Source organism: Blastomonas sp. RAC04, from assembly GCF_001713435.1.
Taxonomy (GTDB): domain Bacteria; phylum Pseudomonadota; class Alphaproteobacteria; order Sphingomonadales; family Sphingomonadaceae; genus Blastomonas; species Blastomonas fulva.
Genome location: NZ_CP016460.1, coordinates 1,447,158 through 1,462,103 on the forward strand (window position 1 = coordinate 1,447,158; position 14,946 = coordinate 1,462,103).

12 protein-coding genes are annotated in these 14,946 nt (G+C 65.2%); 7 read left to right on the forward strand and 5 right to left on the reverse strand.

The window, feature by feature from the left end:
- Window positions 1-56: 56 nt before the first annotated feature.
- Window positions 57-1,883, reverse strand: a complete 1,827-nt coding sequence (gene pabB, locus BSY18_RS07865; protein WP_069050228.1) for an aminodeoxychorismate synthase component I — start codon at window positions 1,881-1,883, stop codon at window positions 57-59.
- 184 nt (window positions 1,884-2,067) lie between these two features.
- Between pabB and BSY18_RS07870 the strand changes: the two genes are divergently transcribed.
- Both BSY18_RS07870 and BSY18_RS07875 read left to right on the forward strand, forming a co-directional pair.
- Window positions 2,068-3,999, forward strand: a complete 1,932-nt coding sequence (locus BSY18_RS07870; protein ID WP_069050229.1) for a S9 family peptidase — start codon at window positions 2,068-2,070, stop codon at window positions 3,997-3,999.
- Between the two features lie 26 nt (window positions 4,000-4,025).
- Window positions 4,026-5,408 (forward strand): L-serine ammonia-lyase, encoded by a 1,383-nt coding sequence (locus BSY18_RS07875; RefSeq protein ID WP_069050230.1) that lies wholly within the window; start codon window positions 4,026-4,028, stop codon window positions 5,406-5,408.
- On the opposite strand, the gene BSY18_RS07880 is transcribed toward BSY18_RS07875, so the two are convergent.
- Entirely contained in the window at window positions 5,389-7,554 is a 2,166-nt protein-coding gene (locus BSY18_RS07880) for a ComEC/Rec2 family competence protein (RefSeq protein ID WP_069050231.1), read from the reverse strand. The genes BSY18_RS07875 and BSY18_RS07880 overlap by 20 nt on opposite strands.
- 112 nt (window positions 7,555-7,666) lie before the next feature.
- Here BSY18_RS07880 and gltX point away from each other — a divergent pair, with 112 nt between their 5' ends.
- Both gltX and BSY18_RS07890 read left to right on the forward strand, forming a co-directional pair.
- Complete coding sequence (gltX, locus tag BSY18_RS07885) at window positions 7,667-9,088, forward strand: glutamate--tRNA ligase (RefSeq protein ID WP_069050232.1); 1,422 nt, start codon at window positions 7,667-7,669, stop codon at window positions 9,086-9,088.
- 55 nt (window positions 9,089-9,143) lie between these two features.
- Window positions 9,144-10,427, forward strand: coding sequence for a citrate synthase (locus BSY18_RS07890; RefSeq protein ID WP_054134568.1), 1,284 nt, complete (start codon window positions 9,144-9,146; stop codon window positions 10,425-10,427).
- Between the two features lie 91 nt (window positions 10,428-10,518).
- On the opposite strand, the gene BSY18_RS21250 is transcribed toward BSY18_RS07890, so the two are convergent.
- Together BSY18_RS21250 and dnaN are read right to left on the reverse strand one after the other, a co-directional pair.
- Window positions 10,519-10,695, reverse strand: coding sequence for a hypothetical protein (locus BSY18_RS21250; protein ID WP_156318005.1), 177 nt, complete (start codon window positions 10,693-10,695; stop codon window positions 10,519-10,521).
- 4 nt (window positions 10,696-10,699) lie between these two features.
- Window positions 10,700-11,818, reverse strand: a complete 1,119-nt coding sequence (dnaN, locus tag BSY18_RS07895) for a DNA polymerase III subunit beta (RefSeq protein WP_069050233.1) — start codon at window positions 11,816-11,818, stop codon at window positions 10,700-10,702.
- Between the two features lie 222 nt (window positions 11,819-12,040).
- Between dnaN and BSY18_RS07900 the strand changes: the two genes are divergently transcribed.
- Entirely contained in the window at window positions 12,041-12,667 is a 627-nt protein-coding gene (locus BSY18_RS07900; protein ID WP_236823477.1) for a histidine phosphatase family protein, read from the forward strand.
- A complete protein-coding gene (locus BSY18_RS07905; protein ID WP_236823478.1) occupies window positions 12,664-13,161 on the forward strand; it encodes a hypothetical protein in 498 nt (165 codons plus the stop codon). Before BSY18_RS07900 ends, BSY18_RS07905 begins: the two co-directional genes overlap by 4 nt.
- 13 nt (window positions 13,162-13,174) lie before the next feature.
- Here BSY18_RS07905 and BSY18_RS07910 read toward each other — a convergent pair whose 3' ends face one another.
- The gene (locus BSY18_RS07910) at window positions 13,175-13,585 is read right to left on the reverse strand and encodes a low affinity iron permease family protein (RefSeq protein WP_069050235.1); all 411 of its coding nucleotides are present in this window, start codon (window positions 13,583-13,585) and stop codon (window positions 13,175-13,177) included.
- 79 nt (window positions 13,586-13,664) lie between these two features.
- Between BSY18_RS07910 and rlmN the strand changes: the two genes are divergently transcribed.
- Window positions 13,665-14,942, forward strand: coding sequence for a 23S rRNA (adenine(2503)-C(2))-methyltransferase RlmN (rlmN, locus tag BSY18_RS07915; protein WP_171900189.1), 1,278 nt, complete (start codon window positions 13,665-13,667; stop codon window positions 14,940-14,942).
- The last annotated feature ends 4 nt before the right edge of the window (window positions 14,943-14,946 follow it).

A 14,946-nucleotide genomic window follows, 5' to 3' on the forward strand; every position in this document is an offset into this window, starting at 1 on the left:
GAACCACGGCACAGGGGAGTGTTCAGGTCATTCTGCAGGCAGCACGCCCCGTTCGATCAACCGATCAGCCGCGCCCGCATCAGCCCGCGCAGCGAGTTGCCCAGCCAGAAGCCCTGGCCAAGATCCGCCCCGGTCAGCACGGCCTCTATCGCCCTGCCCTGATCCAGCAGTTCGCGCCGCAAGACGCCGGGAAGCAGGCCCTTAGTGAGCGGCGGGGTGAGCAGCATGCCATCGCGTTCGACGAACAGGCTGGTGAAGCTGCCTTCGGTGAGCGCGCCATCGGAATCCGTGAACAGCACTTCGTCCGCGCCGCATTGCGCCTTCGCATCGATGCGGGGTTGGTCGTAACAGGCGCGGTCGGTGGTCTTGTGCGCCAGCCGGATATCCCCTGCCTCCAGCATCATCGGACGGATGACCACGCCCAGCGGCTCGGCCATCGGCGTGGGCGCGGGCCGCATCTCGATCGCGGTATCGCCGCCGGCCGCCAGCAGCAGACGGATGCGCGTGGGCGCGTCGAGATAGAAGCACGCATGGTTGAGCGCATTGCGCACCGCATGCCGATCGAATGAAAATCCGAGCGCCGCAGCGCTCGCCTTCATCCGCTCCAGATGCAACTCCAGACGGATAATTCCCTGCGCCGGATCGAAACCCATCGTCTCGATGAGATCAAAATTCTTCGTCGCCGCCTTCAAGAACGCCCCCTTGACCAGACACTCGCGCCATTCGTCCTGGCTCTCGGAATCCGCGACCACGCCCGATCCCAGACCCAGCGAGACCTTTTGCGCATCGCCTGCCAGATGCAAGGTGCGAATTGCGACATTGAACGCGGCGTCGCCCGGCGCATCGCCCGCATACGGGTCGATCCGGCCGATCGAACCGCAATAGATGCCGCGCGGGCCGGCCTCGATCTGGTGCAGCATTTCCATCGCGCGGATCTTGGGCGCCCCGGTGATCGACCCGCAAGGGTAGATGGCGCGCAGGATGTCAAGCGCATCGAGCCCCGGCGCCAGCCTCGCGCGGACGGTCGAAGTCATCTGGTGGACGGTGGGATAGCTTTCGATGCGGAACAGATCGGTCACCGCGACGCTGCCGGGATCGGCAATGCGCGACAGATCGTTACGCAGCAGATCGACGATCATCAGGTTTTCGGCGCGGTCCTTTTCGGATGCCTCCAGCGCGCGCGCGGCCTCGGCATCGCGCGCGGGATCGTGCTGGCGCGGTGCGGTGCCCTTCATCGGGCGCGCGGTGACCTGGCCTTCGCGCAGCGAGAAGAACAGTTCGGGAGAAAGGCTGAGCAACCAGTCCTCGCCATCGAACACCACCCCGCCATAGCCCGCCGCCGAGCCCGCGCGCAGCGCGCGATACAGCGCCAGCGGATGCCCCGACATCGCGGCCTCATTCTGAAAGGTGAGATTGGCCTGGTAGATGTCTCCACTGGTGATAGCTTCGTGAACCCGGGCAAATCGCGCGGCATAATCAGCCGCCGCCATCGAAGGGCCGGCGGGCGCAAGATAGGCCTCGCCTTCCCCACCCTGCTGTGCCAGCCAGGCCGGCACCTGATCGGGCGGCATGACGTCATGGCGCTCGAACAACCCGAACCACGCCAGGGTCATCGGCGGCAGCGCCTCCAGCAGCGGGCGCAGCCGCGGCTCGAGCGCAAGCCCTGCCTCATAGGCAAGATAGCCCGCCGCATGCAGCCCCTCGCGCCCTGCGGCCTTGAGTTCCTCGAGCAACCGGTCGAACTCGCCTGCGGTCCGCGCGCGCAGGCAGCGGACGGGATTGCTGTAAAGCCGGGCGGCGCTGGCGTGTCCGGTGCGGGCGTCGTCGAGAAGGACGAACGGGGCGGCAGAGGGAGCAGGAGAACGGGCGGCGGGGCGGTTCATCCGGGCGCTTCTAGGGCGTGCTGCCGGGGCTGCCTAGGGCTAACGCGCAGCAGGCTGCGTCACCGCACCGATTGCCAAGCGCGCTGCTGCCGAATAGAGCAGCGCTCAACCAGAACAGGAGGGATCGCAGATGCGCAGAGCAAGATGGTGGACGGCCGTATCCGGCCTGTGCGCCGCTTTGTGCATGGCTGCCACCGGACCGATCGAGGCGCGTGAAGCCGACGCGGCAGAGCCATCGGTCCCGCCCCCCGCCGCCATGCTCGCCGATGGCGTGCCGCCGATCCCGATGTCGCTTGTGGCCGACACCCGGCCTTATCTGGAATATCGAACCGCGAGCTTTGCCGGGTGGAACCCGCAGGACCGATCGATGCTGATCACCACCCGGTTCGGCAACGTCGCGCAATTGCACCGGGTCGCGGCGCCAGGCAGCGCACGGCGGCAGATCAGCTTTGAAGAAGAGCCGATCTTCGGCGGGACATGGTCGCCCGACGGATCGATGCTGCTGGTCGAAAAGGACGCCGGCGGCAACGAGGTCTCGCAGATCTATGCGCTGGATTCGGGGCGGATGACGCTGCTCACCGACGGCAAGAGCCGCCACGCGCTGGGGCCATGGTCGGATGACGGCAGGCTGGTGGCCTTTGGCAGCAACATGCGCACCGGGGTGTTCAACGACATCTATGTCATGGACCCGCGCGACCCCAAGTCGGCACAATTGGTGTTGTCGAGCGACAGCGGCGGCTGGGCGGCGATCGATTTCGCGCCCAATGGCCGCGATCTGCTGGTGTTCAACTATGTGTCGGTCACCGATAGCCAGTTGCACCTAATCAACGTCGAAACCGGCACCTTCCGCCAGGTCTCGCGCGATGCGACGCCGGTGGCCTATGGCAATCTCAAGTTCGCGCCCGATGGGCGGCTCTGGGTTTCGAGCGACAAGGATTCGGACGTGCAGCGAATCGGGCTGCTCGATATGGATACCGGCCTGTTCACCCCGATGATCGATGGCGGCCGCTGGGACATCAGCAATTTCGATATCGCAAGTGATGGCAAGACTATCGCATATGTCGTTAACGAAGCAGGATTTTCGCGGCTTCACCTCTATGACATCGCAAGCGGTGAAAAGCGGCTGGTCACCGGCCTGCCGCCGGGCGAAATCGGCACGGGGATGAAGTTTGCGCCCTGGGGTACTTTGGGCTTCACCGTCTTTTCCAACCAGTCGCCCGGGGATGCCTATAGCCTAGATCCGGTGACGCTGCAGATCACCCGGTGGACTGAAAGCGAGACCGGCGGGCTGGATCCCGCAAAGAACGTCATGCCAGAGCTGGTCGAGATCAAGAGCTTCGATGGCGAACCGGTGTCCGGGCTGCTCTACCGCCCCGATCCCCAGCGCCACCCCGGCAAGCGGCCGCTGATCATGTCGATCCATGGCGGCCCGGAGGGTCAGGCGACGGCAGGCTTTCTGGGGCGTACCAACTATCTGGTCAACGAGCTTGGAATTGCTCTGTTTTATCCCAATGTCAGGGGATCGACCGGGTTCGGCAAGCGGTTTGTGAGCCTCGACAACGGCCCGTATCTGCGCGAGGATTCGGTCAAGGACATTGGCGCGTTGCTCGACCGACTGGCGAGGCATCCGATGCTCGATCAGCGCCGCTTCGGCGTCACCGGGGGCAGCTATGGCGGCTATATGTGCTATGCCAGCGCCATTCGCTATGGCCGCAGGTTCAACGCCGCAAACTGCATCGTGGCGATCTCGAATTTTGTCACATTCCTTGAAAATACAGAGGAATACCGGCGGGATTTAAGACGCCTTGAATATGGCGACGAGCGAGCCCCAGCCTTGCGCGCCAAGCTGGAAGAGATCAGCCCGCTCACCCGCGTCGACGAACTGAAAATCCCGCTGCTGGTGGTCACCGGCGCCAACGATCCGCGCGTTCCGGCGAGCGAGGCGGACCAGATCATCGAAGCGATCCGTTCACGCGGCGGCACCGCCTGGCACCTGCTGGCGCGCAACGAGGGTCATGGTTTTCGCCGCAAGGAAAACGCCGATTACATGTTCTGGACCACACTCGCCTTCTGGCAACGCCATCTGCTGGGCGCTAAGGGCCGGGCGACGGACTGATCCAACGGTTCGCGCAGGAGAATAGCATGGTCGCGTCAGTCTTCGATCTGTTCAAGATCGGCATCGGCCCGTCGAGTTCGCACACCATGGGGCCGATGGTCGCGGCCAACCGGTTCGTCGAGCGCCTGAGCGACCGCGTCGTGCTGGAGCGCGTCACCCGGGTCGAGACCCGGCTCTACGGGTCGCTCGCGCTGACCGGGAAGGGCCATGCCAGCGACCGGGCGATCCTGCTGGGTCTTGCCGGAGAAGAGCCGGTGAGCTGCGATCCCGATGCCGCCGACCGGCTGATTGCCGAGATCCGGGCGTCGGGCGAGATATTGCTCGGCAAGCGTCACGCCATTAGCTTCGACGAGGCGGCAGACCTGTTGTTCCTGCAGCGCGAGCGGCTCGATTATCATTCCAATGCGATGACCTTTGCCGCGTTCGACTCGAGCGGGTCGCAGCTGGATCAGCGCGCGTATTTCTCGGTAGGCGGCGGCGCAGTGGTCGATGAGGACGAGACCGGTGGCAATGCTCCGGGCGCAGGAGGGCTGTGGGATCCGCCTCATGTTTTCTGCTCGGGCGCCGAGCTGCTGGCGATTGCCGCCGAGACCGGGCTTTCGATCGCCGAAATCACCCGCGCAAACGAGCTGGCGGCGCGCGATGCCGGGGCACTGTCGGCAGGGCTGGAAGAGATCGCCACCGCAATGTCCGCCTGCATCGACCGTGGCATCCGCACCGGCGGCGAGCTTCCCGGCGGTCTGCGGGTCAAGCGCCGCGCGCCTTTGATCATGGCGCATCTGATGGCGCGACAGGAGCGGATGCTCTCCGACCCGCTGACCGTGATCGACTGGGTCAATTTGTGGGCGCTGGCGGTGAACGAGGAGAACGCGGCCGGCGGCAAGGTCGTCACCGCGCCCACCAATGGCGCCGCAGGAATTGTCCCCTCGGTGCTGCGATTCTACGATCGCTTCGCTCCGGGTGCCAATCAGGCAGGCGTCGAGCGATTCCTGCTCACCGCGGCGGCGATCGGGTCGCTGTTCAAGGAAAATGCGTCGATATCGGGCGCCGAAGTCGGCTGCCAGGGCGAGGTCGGGGTCGCCTGCTCGATGGCCGCCGCCGGGCTGGTCGCCGCCTGGGGCGGGACGCCGATGCAGGTCGAGAACGCCGCCGAGATCGGCATGGAGCACAATCTTGGCCTCACCTGCGATCCGGTCGCGGGGCTGGTGCAGGTGCCATGCATCGAGCGCAACGCGGTCGGCGCGGTCAAGGCAATCGAGGCAGCGCGGCTGGCGATGATGGGCGACGGCACCCACCGCGTCAGTCTGGACGAAGTGATCGAGACGATGCGCCGCACCGGGCTCGACATGAACGAGCGCTACAAGGAAACCTCGCAAGGCGGGCTTGCGGTCAACGTGGTGGAGTGCTGAGCCGCGCGGCGCGTTTGGCCTCCATCGCCTGCTCGCGCTGTTCCACCGCCCGGTCCCACCAGGGATGGCCGCGATGGTCCGCAGCAACGGTGCGCACCGCCTGGTCTTCGAGATACAGCGCCAGCCCGCCGGTCTCGGCCAGCAACCTGCGATCCACCTTGAGCCAGCGCGGGCGACAGCTGCGCGGCAGCCAGCGGCCTGCGATCACGATATCCGCGCGGCGACAGGCAGCGGCGAGCCCGCGTTCTGGCACCCGCTCGCGGTTGCGCCCGACCAGGACCGCGTAGCGTCGCTGCCCTGAGCTCAGAGCAAAGCTGCAGAACTCTGCGGAGCACGCAGCCTGCGGCCAGTCCTGCATCGCGGTCGCCTGCCCCTCGAACGCCGCGCTTTCGCTCAGCGTCTGCAGCGCATAGTCGCCGATGCGCGCGCGCAGCACCACCATCTGGTCGCGCTCCCCGGCCACCGCGAGATGTTGCCCATCACTGGTGATCAGCAGATCGGGCACCGGTTGCAGCGCGACCAGAACGCTGGCGACCGCGATCGGCGCCAGCCCCAGCCAGCGTGCACGGCTACGCCACAGGAACATCCACAACCCGCCGGTGACGAACAGTGCAAACGCCCAACCGGGCATTCTGGGGAACAAGGTGACCGCCCCGGGAGCATCGGACACCGCATGCGCGAGCGCCAGCAGGGCCTCGAGCGCCACGCCGCATAGCCACCAGACTGGTGCTCCCCAGCCCGCAAGATCGAGTACCAGCGCCAGTGCCTCGATCGGCATGATGACGAACGTCGTCAGCGGGATCGCTACCATATTGGCGAGCGCACCATAAAGCCCGGCCTTGCTGAAATGGTGCAGCGCGATCGGCATCAGCGTGAATTCGATCAGCAACCCGGTGAAGAACAGCATCGCCAGAAACCGCGCCGCTCGCCCCGGCCAGGAATAGTCCGCTGCGGCCCAGGCGCGCATCCGAGGATGATCGTGCAGCGCGACGATGGCGGTTACCGCCGCAAAGCTCAGCTGGAAGCTCGGCCCCATCAGCGCTTCGGGCCAGACCAGCAGCACCAGCATCGCACCTGCTGCGATCAGCCGCGGCGAGACCGGATCACGCCCCAGCGCGAGTGCGACCAGAACCAGCAGCGCCGCGACGCATGAGCGGATCGTGGGAACTTCTGCGCCGGTGAGCAGAGTGTAGCCGATCCCCGCCAGCGCGCCCGCCCCCGCCGCCACCAAAGGCAACCGCCAGGCGCGCGCCAGCGGCGGCGACAGCGCCAGCACCTTCAGCGTGACCAGCCAGACCGCACCGATCAGCGCAGTGACATGCAGCCCGCTGATCGAGAGCAGATGCGCAAGGCCACTGCGGCGCATCGCCTCGGCATCCTCTTCGGCGATCGCGCCGCGATCCCCGGTCGCGAGCGTCGCGGCAATGCCCCCTGCCCCGCCGCCGACCTGCGCCTGGATATGTGCCGAGAGCCGCGCGCGGAGCGAATCCAGCCCGCTGCTCCCGGCTGCCGCTTGCACGATGCGTGGGCGATCGAGCATGCTGCCGGTGGCGCCCAATTGCTCGAACCATGCGCGCTGCGCGAAACTGTAGCCTCCAGGCAGCGAGGCCTGCGCAGGCGGCATCAGCCGGGCGCGGGCGCTGATGATCGCTCCGGTGCGCGCCTGCGGATCGTCCTTCGCCAGATCGAGGTTCACCCGCACCGTCTGTGGCAGACCAAGCGCGGGTGCGGTTCGCAGCACCAGCCGCACCTGCTCGCGCGCGGGCTGCATCTCGCGCTCGATCACCCGCCCGGTGAGCGTGCCGAACCACGGCGCAGGAAGTGGATCGGCGGCGACTCGCTCGGCGCGCCAGGCCATGTGCGCGGTACCGGCAGCGATCATCAGCACAGCGACGAACACGCAACGTGGCCCCAGCTCCATCGCAGTCCAGCCGCCCCGCAGCCCCAGCACCGCGAGCGCCACCGCCAGTCCCATCGCGACCACCGCCGCATGCCACGCGCCGCCCGGCAGCAGGAACCACGCGGCAATGCCGCCGCCAAAGGCCACCACGATCCAGGGCGGCAGCTGATCGCGCTCTGCCAGAACAAAGCGCTCCGCCACCGCGCCGAGACCGACAGGCGGTAAAAAACGGGACAAACTGGCCATTTGTCGCTGCCAGAAAGCCGTGCTAGAGGCGGTCGAAATTGCCATGTCGGGCGAGTTTGAAAGGAAAGCGTAAGTGAGTGCAAGCGGCGAAAATCAGCCTGTTTCGGCAGCCATGGCCGACCGACAGGTCGTCACCCGTTTTGCGCCTTCGCCGACCGGTTTCCTCCACATCGGCGGCGCGCGCACCGCGATGTTCAACTGGCTGTTCGCGCGGCATCACGGCGGCAAGGCGCTGCTGCGGATCGAGGACACCGACAAGGCGCGCTCCACCCCCGAAGCGATCGAGGCAATCTTTGCCGGGCTCGACTGGCTGGGTCTCGACTGGGACGACACCCCGGTGTTCCAGAGCGAACGCGCAGGCCGCCATGCCGAGGTCGCGCATCAGCTGCTGGCTGCGGGCAATGCGTACAAGTGCTTCGCCACCGCAGAAGAGCTGGAGGCGATGCGCGCCGAGCAGCGCGAAAAGAAGCTGCCGATGCGCTATGATGGCCGCTGGCGGAACCGCGACGCATCCGAAGCGCCCGAAGGCGCGCCCTATGTCATCCGGCTGAAGGCGCCGCAGACCGGCAAGCTGACCATCGCCGACGAGGTGCAGGGATCGGTCACCGTCGACGCACGCGAGCTCGACGACTATGTCCTGCTGCGTTCGGATGGCACGCCGACCTATATGCTCGCGGTCGTGGTCGACGATCACGACATGGGCGTTACCCACATCATCCGCGGCGACGATCACCTCAACAATGCCTTCCGCCAGCTCGTGCTGATCCAGGCCATGGGATGGCCCGAGCCCATCTATGCGCATATCCCGCTGATCCACGGCAACGACGGCGCCAAGCTGTCAAAGCGGCATGGCGCGCTGGGTGTCGAGAATTACCGCGACGACATGGGCATCGTCTCGGATGCGATGTTCAATTATCTGCTGCGGCTGGGCTGGGGCTATGGCGACCGCGAGAAGATCTCGCGCGCCGAGGCGGTCGAGCTGTTCAGCCTCGCCAATGTCGGCAAGTCGCCCTCGCGCTTCGATGCCAAGAAGCTCGTCAATCTGAACGGCCAGTATCTGCGCGAGATGGAAGACGCCGCGCTCGCCGCCCTTGTCGCGCCGCGGGTTGCCGCATTGATGCCGGATGTGGATGCCGCCGCCAGCACCGATCTGCTTGCCCGCGCGATGCCGGTGATGAAGCTTCGCGCGCGCGACCTCAACGAGCTTGCCGATGGCGCTCAGTTTCTCTTCAAGACGCGACCCTTAGGCATGGACGAGAAAGCAAAATCTTTGCTAGAAGGCGATGGGATCGCGATTTTGCAGACAGTATCGCCAGTTCTGGCCGAGACAGCGCCTTGGACTGCCGCCGCTCTGGAGGACAAGGTTACGCAATTCGCCGAGGCTCAGGGGCACGGCCTCGGTACTTACGCCCAGCCGCTGCGCGCCGCCCTGACCGGGCAGGCGCGCTCTCCGGGCATTTTCGATGTGCTCGAACTCCTGGGACGCGAGGAATCGCTCGCCCGGATCAACGACGTCACGCGCGTGGCCGCCTGAGGGGCCTCACGCACACCACTAGCTTGCCAAAGAACCGCTTTGAGGAGAACGAACCGTGTCAGACAGCGCATCATTGAAGATCGGCGACAAGGACAGCAGCTATGCCATCCGGTCGGGAACGATCGGCCCGGATGTCATCGATATCCGCAAGCTTTATGCCGAGACGGGTTGCTTCACCTATGACCCGGGCTTCACCTCCACCGCCAGCTGCGACAGCGCGCTGACCTATATCGATGGCGATGAAGGCGTGCTGCTGCACCGCGGCTATCCGATCGGCGAACTCGCCGAGGATTCGAGCTTCATGGAAGTGTCGTACCTTATGCTGAACGGTGAACTGCCCAGCAAGGACGAGCTCGACACCTTCACCTACACCATCTCGCGCCACACCATGCTGCACGAGCAGCTGATGCAGTTCTATCGCGGCTTCCGTCGCGATGCGCACCCGATGGCGATCATGTGCGGTGTCGTCGGCGCGCTTTCTGCCTTCTATCATGACTCGACCGATATCGCCGACCCCGAGCATCGCCGCATTTCCAGCCATCGGCTGATCGCCAAGATGCCGACGATTGCTGCTGCCGCGTACAAGTATTCGGTCGGCCAGCCCTTCGTCTATCCCGACAACTCGCTGTCCTACACCGGCAACTTCCTCAAGATGACCTTCGGCGTTCCGGCAGAGCCTTATGAGGTGAACCCGGTGGTCGAGCGCGCGCTCGACCGCATCTTCATCCTCCACGCCGATCATGAACAGAACGCTTCGACCTCGACCGTTCGCCTGGCAGGGTCCTCGGGCGCCAATCCGTTCGCGTGCATCGCTGCGGGCATCGCCTGCCTATGGGGCCCGGCGCATGGCGGCGCCAACGAGGCAGCGCTCAACATGCTGCGCGAGATCGGCACTCCCGACAAGATCCCGCACTATATTGCGCGCGCCAAGGACAAGAACGATCCGTTCCGCCTGATGGGCTTTGGCCACCGCGTCTACAAGAACTACGATCCGCGCGCGACGGTGATGCAGAAGACCGTGCGCGAAGTGTTCGAGGCACTCAAGGTCAGCGATCCGGTGTTCGAGGTCGCGCTGCAACTCGAAGAAATGGCGCTCAACGACCCCTATTTCATCGAGAAGAAGCTGTTCCCGAACGTCGATTTCTATTCGGGCGTGATCCTCTCGGCGATCGGCTTCCCGACCACGATGTTCACCGCATTGTTCGCACTTGCGCGCACCGTCGGCTGGGTCGCGCAGTGGAACGAGATGATCTCCGATCCCGGCCAGAAGATCGGTCGCCCGCGCCAGCTGTACACCGGCCCGACGCAGCGTCCCTATGTTCCGGTCGACAAGCGCTGAGTTTTTGGCGCTAAGCCGATAAGAGACCGAAACGCAAAAACGCCCTCCCGGTCCAACCGGGAGGGCGTTTTGCTGTGTGGGCAAGGAGTGTTCAGACTGCGCCAGCGGCGACGACCAGGCCAGCCATCAACAGCATCAGCACCAGCAGCGCGATCACGAACAGGCTGGCAAACAGCGTCAGAGTTCCCCCGGTTCGATCGAACCGGTAGACCAGCACCAGCAGTGCAAGGATAACGGCGATCAGGACAAAGGCCCCGACGCCGGGCATGGCGTCAGACGCGCATCGGCATCAGGACGTACAGCGCATTCGATTTGTCGTTTTCGCGGATCAGCGTCGGCGCGCTGCTGTCGGCCAGATGCAGTTCGATGACATCGCCTTCTAGTTCACCCAGGATATCGAGCAGATAGCGCGCATTGAAGCCGATTTCGAACCCGTCGCTAGAATATTCGCCCTCGACCTCTTCAGCCGCGGTGCCGTTTTCCGGACTGGTGACCGACAGAGTGATCTTGTCCTTTTCCAGCGCCATCTTGACCGCGCGGGTCTTTTCGGTGGCGATGGTCGCGACGCGATCGACGCCCTGAGCGAAAGCCTTGGGGTCGATCTTGAGCAGCTTGTCGTTCGCGGTCGGGATCACCCGGCTGTAATCGGGGAAGGTCCCGTCGATCAGCTTGGAGGTCAGAATCGCGCTGCCCAAAGTGAAGCGGATCTTGCTGGCGGACAGGTCGATCTGCACCTTGGCATCGCCGCGTTCGTCGAGCAGCTTGCGCAATTCGCCGATGCATTTGCGCGGAACAATGACGTCGGGCATCCCCTCTGCGCCATCGGGACGGTCGAGCGTGACGCGGGCGAGGCGATGGCCATCGGTCGCCGCAGCCTTGAGAACCGGGCGATCATCATCGGCGACATGCAGGAAGATGCCGTTGAGATAATAGCGCGTCTCTTCGGTCGAGATCGCAAAGCGGGTCTTGTCGATGATCTGCACCAGCTCTGCCGCGGCCAGCTCGAAGCTGGTCGGCAGGTCGCCCTCGGCGATCACCGGGAAATCGTCGCGCGGCAGCGTGGGCAGCGTAAAGCGGCTGCGCCCCGCGCGGACCAGCATCTTGCCGTCGGCGGCATCGAGCATCACCTGGCTGCCGTCGGGCAGTTTGCGGGCGATTTCGAACAGAGTGTGCGCCGAAACCGTTATCGATCCGGGGGTTTCCACCGAATAAGCGCTCATCGTTTCAACGATCTGCAGATCGAGGTCGGTCGCCATGAAGCGCAGTGCGCCATCTGCCGAGGCCTCGATCAGCACGTTGGACAGAATGGGGATCGTGTTGCGCCGTTCCACCACCGACTGAACATGGCTGAGGCTCTTGAGGAGCGTCGCGCGTTCGATTGTCGCTTTCATGAAAATCCCCCGAGGCCGGGCGGCCTCAAAACCAAAAGACATGCCCTGCCATAATGGCAGAATCCGGACCAACTTCATTAACAATATTGGCTTTTCCCGCAAGCCGATAGCCGCGGAATTCCGTTTAAACTGTGGAAAATGGGCGCCCGGGCTTGCACGCGCCGCCACTATTGCCGAAACGGGACCGATATGACGCAAAATTCCCGTTTTTCCTGCCCTCCCATGGTTGGGCGCCTGTTCATCGCGCGGCACGGCGAAACCGTGTTCAACGCCGCCAAAAGGCTGCAGGGCGACCATCTCCACACACCGCTGACCCGCACAGGCTTTGCCCAGGCCGATGGCATGGGCGCGGCGCTGGCCCGGGTGCTGGGCCCCCGCCCTGCCCTGTCGCTCCACGCATCGGACACCGGCCGCGCGCTGCAGACACTGGCGGTGATCACCGAGCATCTCGGGCTCGACTGGCACGATGCGGCGCACGACCCCCGGCTGGTCGAGATCGGCATGGGCTGCTGGGGCGGGCGCTATTATGCCGATGTCATCGCCGAGGTCGGCCCGGTGATCGAGGCACCGGAAATGCTGCTCAGATGCGCGCCCGATGGCGAGAGTTATCCCGAGATCGCCGATCGCGTCATCGACTGGCTGGCGGAGCATGCCGCCGACCCCGGCGACCGGCTGGTGATCATGCACGGCATTTCGAGCCGGGTGCTGCGCGGCGTGCTGCTCGGCCTGCCGCCGCACCCGGTGTTCGGCGCCCCGGTCGCCCCCGGACTGCCGCAGGGATCGGTGGTGATGATCGCCGATGGCCGCGAGGAAATCGTCGTCACCGGCACCGGCGGAGGCCATGCGTGAGACGGGGGCTGGCGGCGCTGGCGGCAACGGTCGCCGTTTTCGCCGCCGCTCCGCTCCAGGCGCGCGACAGCCTGGGCGTGTTCGACAGCTGGGGTGCGTTTCGCGACCCGCAGGTGCCGCGCTGCTATGCCATATCCCAGCCTGAGACCGTGCGCGGAACCCGCCAGTACCGCCCGTTCGCCAGCATCGGCTATTGGCCCAGGCGCGGAACGCGGGGCCAGTTTCACCTGAGGCTGAGCCGCCCGATGGCAAGGCGAAGCCCGGTGACGCTGACCATCGGCGTGCGCAGGTTCACGCTCATCGGCGGCGGCGGCGACGCCTGGGCCAGCGACAAGGCGATGGACGCCAGCATCATTGCGGCGATGCGCTCGGCGCGCGAGATGACCGCCAGCGCCGATGGCGCGGACGGCAGAACGATACGCGATGTCTATCTGCTCAAGGGCGCCGCCACCGCGCTCGACGCTGCCGCCTTGGGCTGTGCCCGGGACCGTTGATCAGCGCTCCTGATCAAAGCCGCTTCAGGAACCGGTCGACGCTCTCGTGGCGCTCCAGCCGCGCCTCTTCCTGCGCTTCGCCCTCGCTTTCCAGCGCCGCCCGGATCTTTTCGATCTGCACCTCGGTGAGGTGTTCGATCCCGATAAACGCGTTGCGCGCATCCTGCTGGGTGCGGATCAGCTCGTCGAGCTTGGCCTGCATCGCGGCGGCATCGCGGTTCTGGCTGTTCTGGATGACGAATACCATGAGGAAGGTGATGATCGTGGTGCCAGTGTTGATTACCAGCTGCCAGGTATCGGAATAGCCGAACACCGGCCCGGTCACCCCCCAGACACAGATGATGCCCATCGCCGCAACAAAGGCGAAAGGTTGCCCCACGGCGCGCGAGACATGGGTCGCAATGAGGGTGAAGAACCGGTCCATGGAAACTCCTGCATGCTGGCTGGGAACAGCTTGGACCGCGGAGGTAGCATTTGGCGGCCCGATTGACTATGTGGCGCGCATGACAACCGACACTTCCCTCGAAGCTTCCGCCGCGACCTCGATGGACATGGCCATCCCCGGCCATATCGATCCCGTTCCCGTGCCGCGCCCGATCACGCCACGCGCCGATGGCCGTTCCGACCTGATGGGGCTGATGCGCGAGGACATCGCCGCGTTGCTCGAGACTGCCGGGCTCGACCGCAAACAGGCCAAATTGCGCTCGAAGCAGCTGTTCCACTGGATCTATCACCGCGGCGTGACCGATTTCGACAGCATGACCGACATCGCCAAGCAGATGCGGCCCTGGCTGGAGGAGCGTTTCGTCATCGGCCGTCCACAGGTGGTCGAGGCGCAGGTGTCGAGTGACGGCACCCGCAAATGGCTGCTGCGCACCGATGACTCGCAGGAATACGAGATGGTGTTCATCCCCGATGCGGACCGGGGCACCTTGTGCATCTCCAGTCAGGTCGGGTGCACGCTCAACTGCCGATTCTGCTATACCGGCACGATGCGGCTGGTGCGCAACCTGACCCCGGGCGAGATCGTCGGCCAGGTGATGCTGGCGCGCGATGCACTGGGCGAATGGCCGAAAGGCGCGATGGACCAGCTCGACGACGAGGAGGACGCTGCGTCCTACACCGCCGATGGCCGGCTGCTCACAAACATCGTGCTGATGGGCATGGGCGAGCCGCTCTACAATTTCGACAACGTGCGTGATGCGATGAAGGTCGTGATGCACGGCGATGGCCTGGCGCTTTCCAAGCGCCGGATCACGCTTTCGACCAGCGGAGTGGTGCCCTTGATGGCGCGGTGCGGCGAGGAGATCGGGGTGAACCTTGCGGTCTCGCTGCATGCGGTGACCAAAGAGGTGCGCGACGAGATCGTGCCGATCAACCGCAAGTTCGGGCTGGAAGAGCTGCTGCAGGCCTGCGCCGACTATCCTGGCGCAAGCAACGCGCGGCGCATCACGTTCGAATATGTGATGCTCAAGGACAAGAACGACACCGACGAGGATGCGCGCGAGCTGGTCCGGCTGATCAAGGGTTATGGCCTGCCTGCCAAGGTCAACCTGATCCCGTTCAATCCCTGGCCCGGCGCGATCTACGAGTGTTCGGACCCCGAGCGGATCAAGCGCTTTTCCGACATCGTGTTCGAAGGCGGCATCAGCGCCCCGGTGCGCACCCCGCGCGGCCGCGACATCATGGCCGCGTGCGGCCAGCTGAAATCTGCATCCGAGAAGAAGAGCCGCGCCGAGCTCGACCGGCTGGCGGAGGAAAAGCAGGCGGCTTTGGGCTGACGGC

Excerpts from the sequence above, each read along its gene's own strand:
- BSY18_RS07910 (WP_069050235.1), bottom strand. The coding sequence starts at position 13,585 with ATGGACCGGTTCTTCACCCTCATTGCGACCCATGTCTCGCGCGCCGTG.
- BSY18_RS07880 (WP_069050231.1), bottom strand. The coding sequence starts at position 7,554 with ATGGCCAGTTTGTCCCGTTTTTTACCGCCTGTCGGTCTCGGCGCGGTG.
- pabB (WP_069050228.1), bottom strand. The coding sequence starts at position 1,883 with ATGAACCGCCCCGCCGCCCGTTCTCCTGCTCCCTCTGCCGCCCCGTTC.
- BSY18_RS07870 (WP_069050229.1), top strand. The coding sequence starts at position 2,068 with ATGGCTGCCACCGGACCGATCGAGGCGCGTGAAGCCGACGCGGCAGAG.
- BSY18_RS21250 (WP_156318005.1), bottom strand. The coding sequence starts at position 10,695 with ATGCCCGGCGTCGGGGCCTTTGTCCTGATCGCCGTTATCCTTGCACTG.
- BSY18_RS07875 (WP_069050230.1), top strand. The coding sequence starts at position 4,026 with ATGGTCGCGTCAGTCTTCGATCTGTTCAAGATCGGCATCGGCCCGTCG.
- gltX (WP_069050232.1), top strand. The coding sequence starts at position 7,667 with ATGGCCGACCGACAGGTCGTCACCCGTTTTGCGCCTTCGCCGACCGGT.
- rlmN (WP_171900189.1), top strand. The coding sequence starts at position 13,665 with ATGACAACCGACACTTCCCTCGAAGCTTCCGCCGCGACCTCGATGGAC.
- BSY18_RS07900 (WP_236823477.1), top strand. The coding sequence starts at position 12,041 with ATGGTTGGGCGCCTGTTCATCGCGCGGCACGGCGAAACCGTGTTCAAC.
- dnaN (WP_069050233.1), bottom strand. The coding sequence starts at position 11,818 with ATGAAAGCGACAATCGAACGCGCGACGCTCCTCAAGAGCCTCAGCCAT.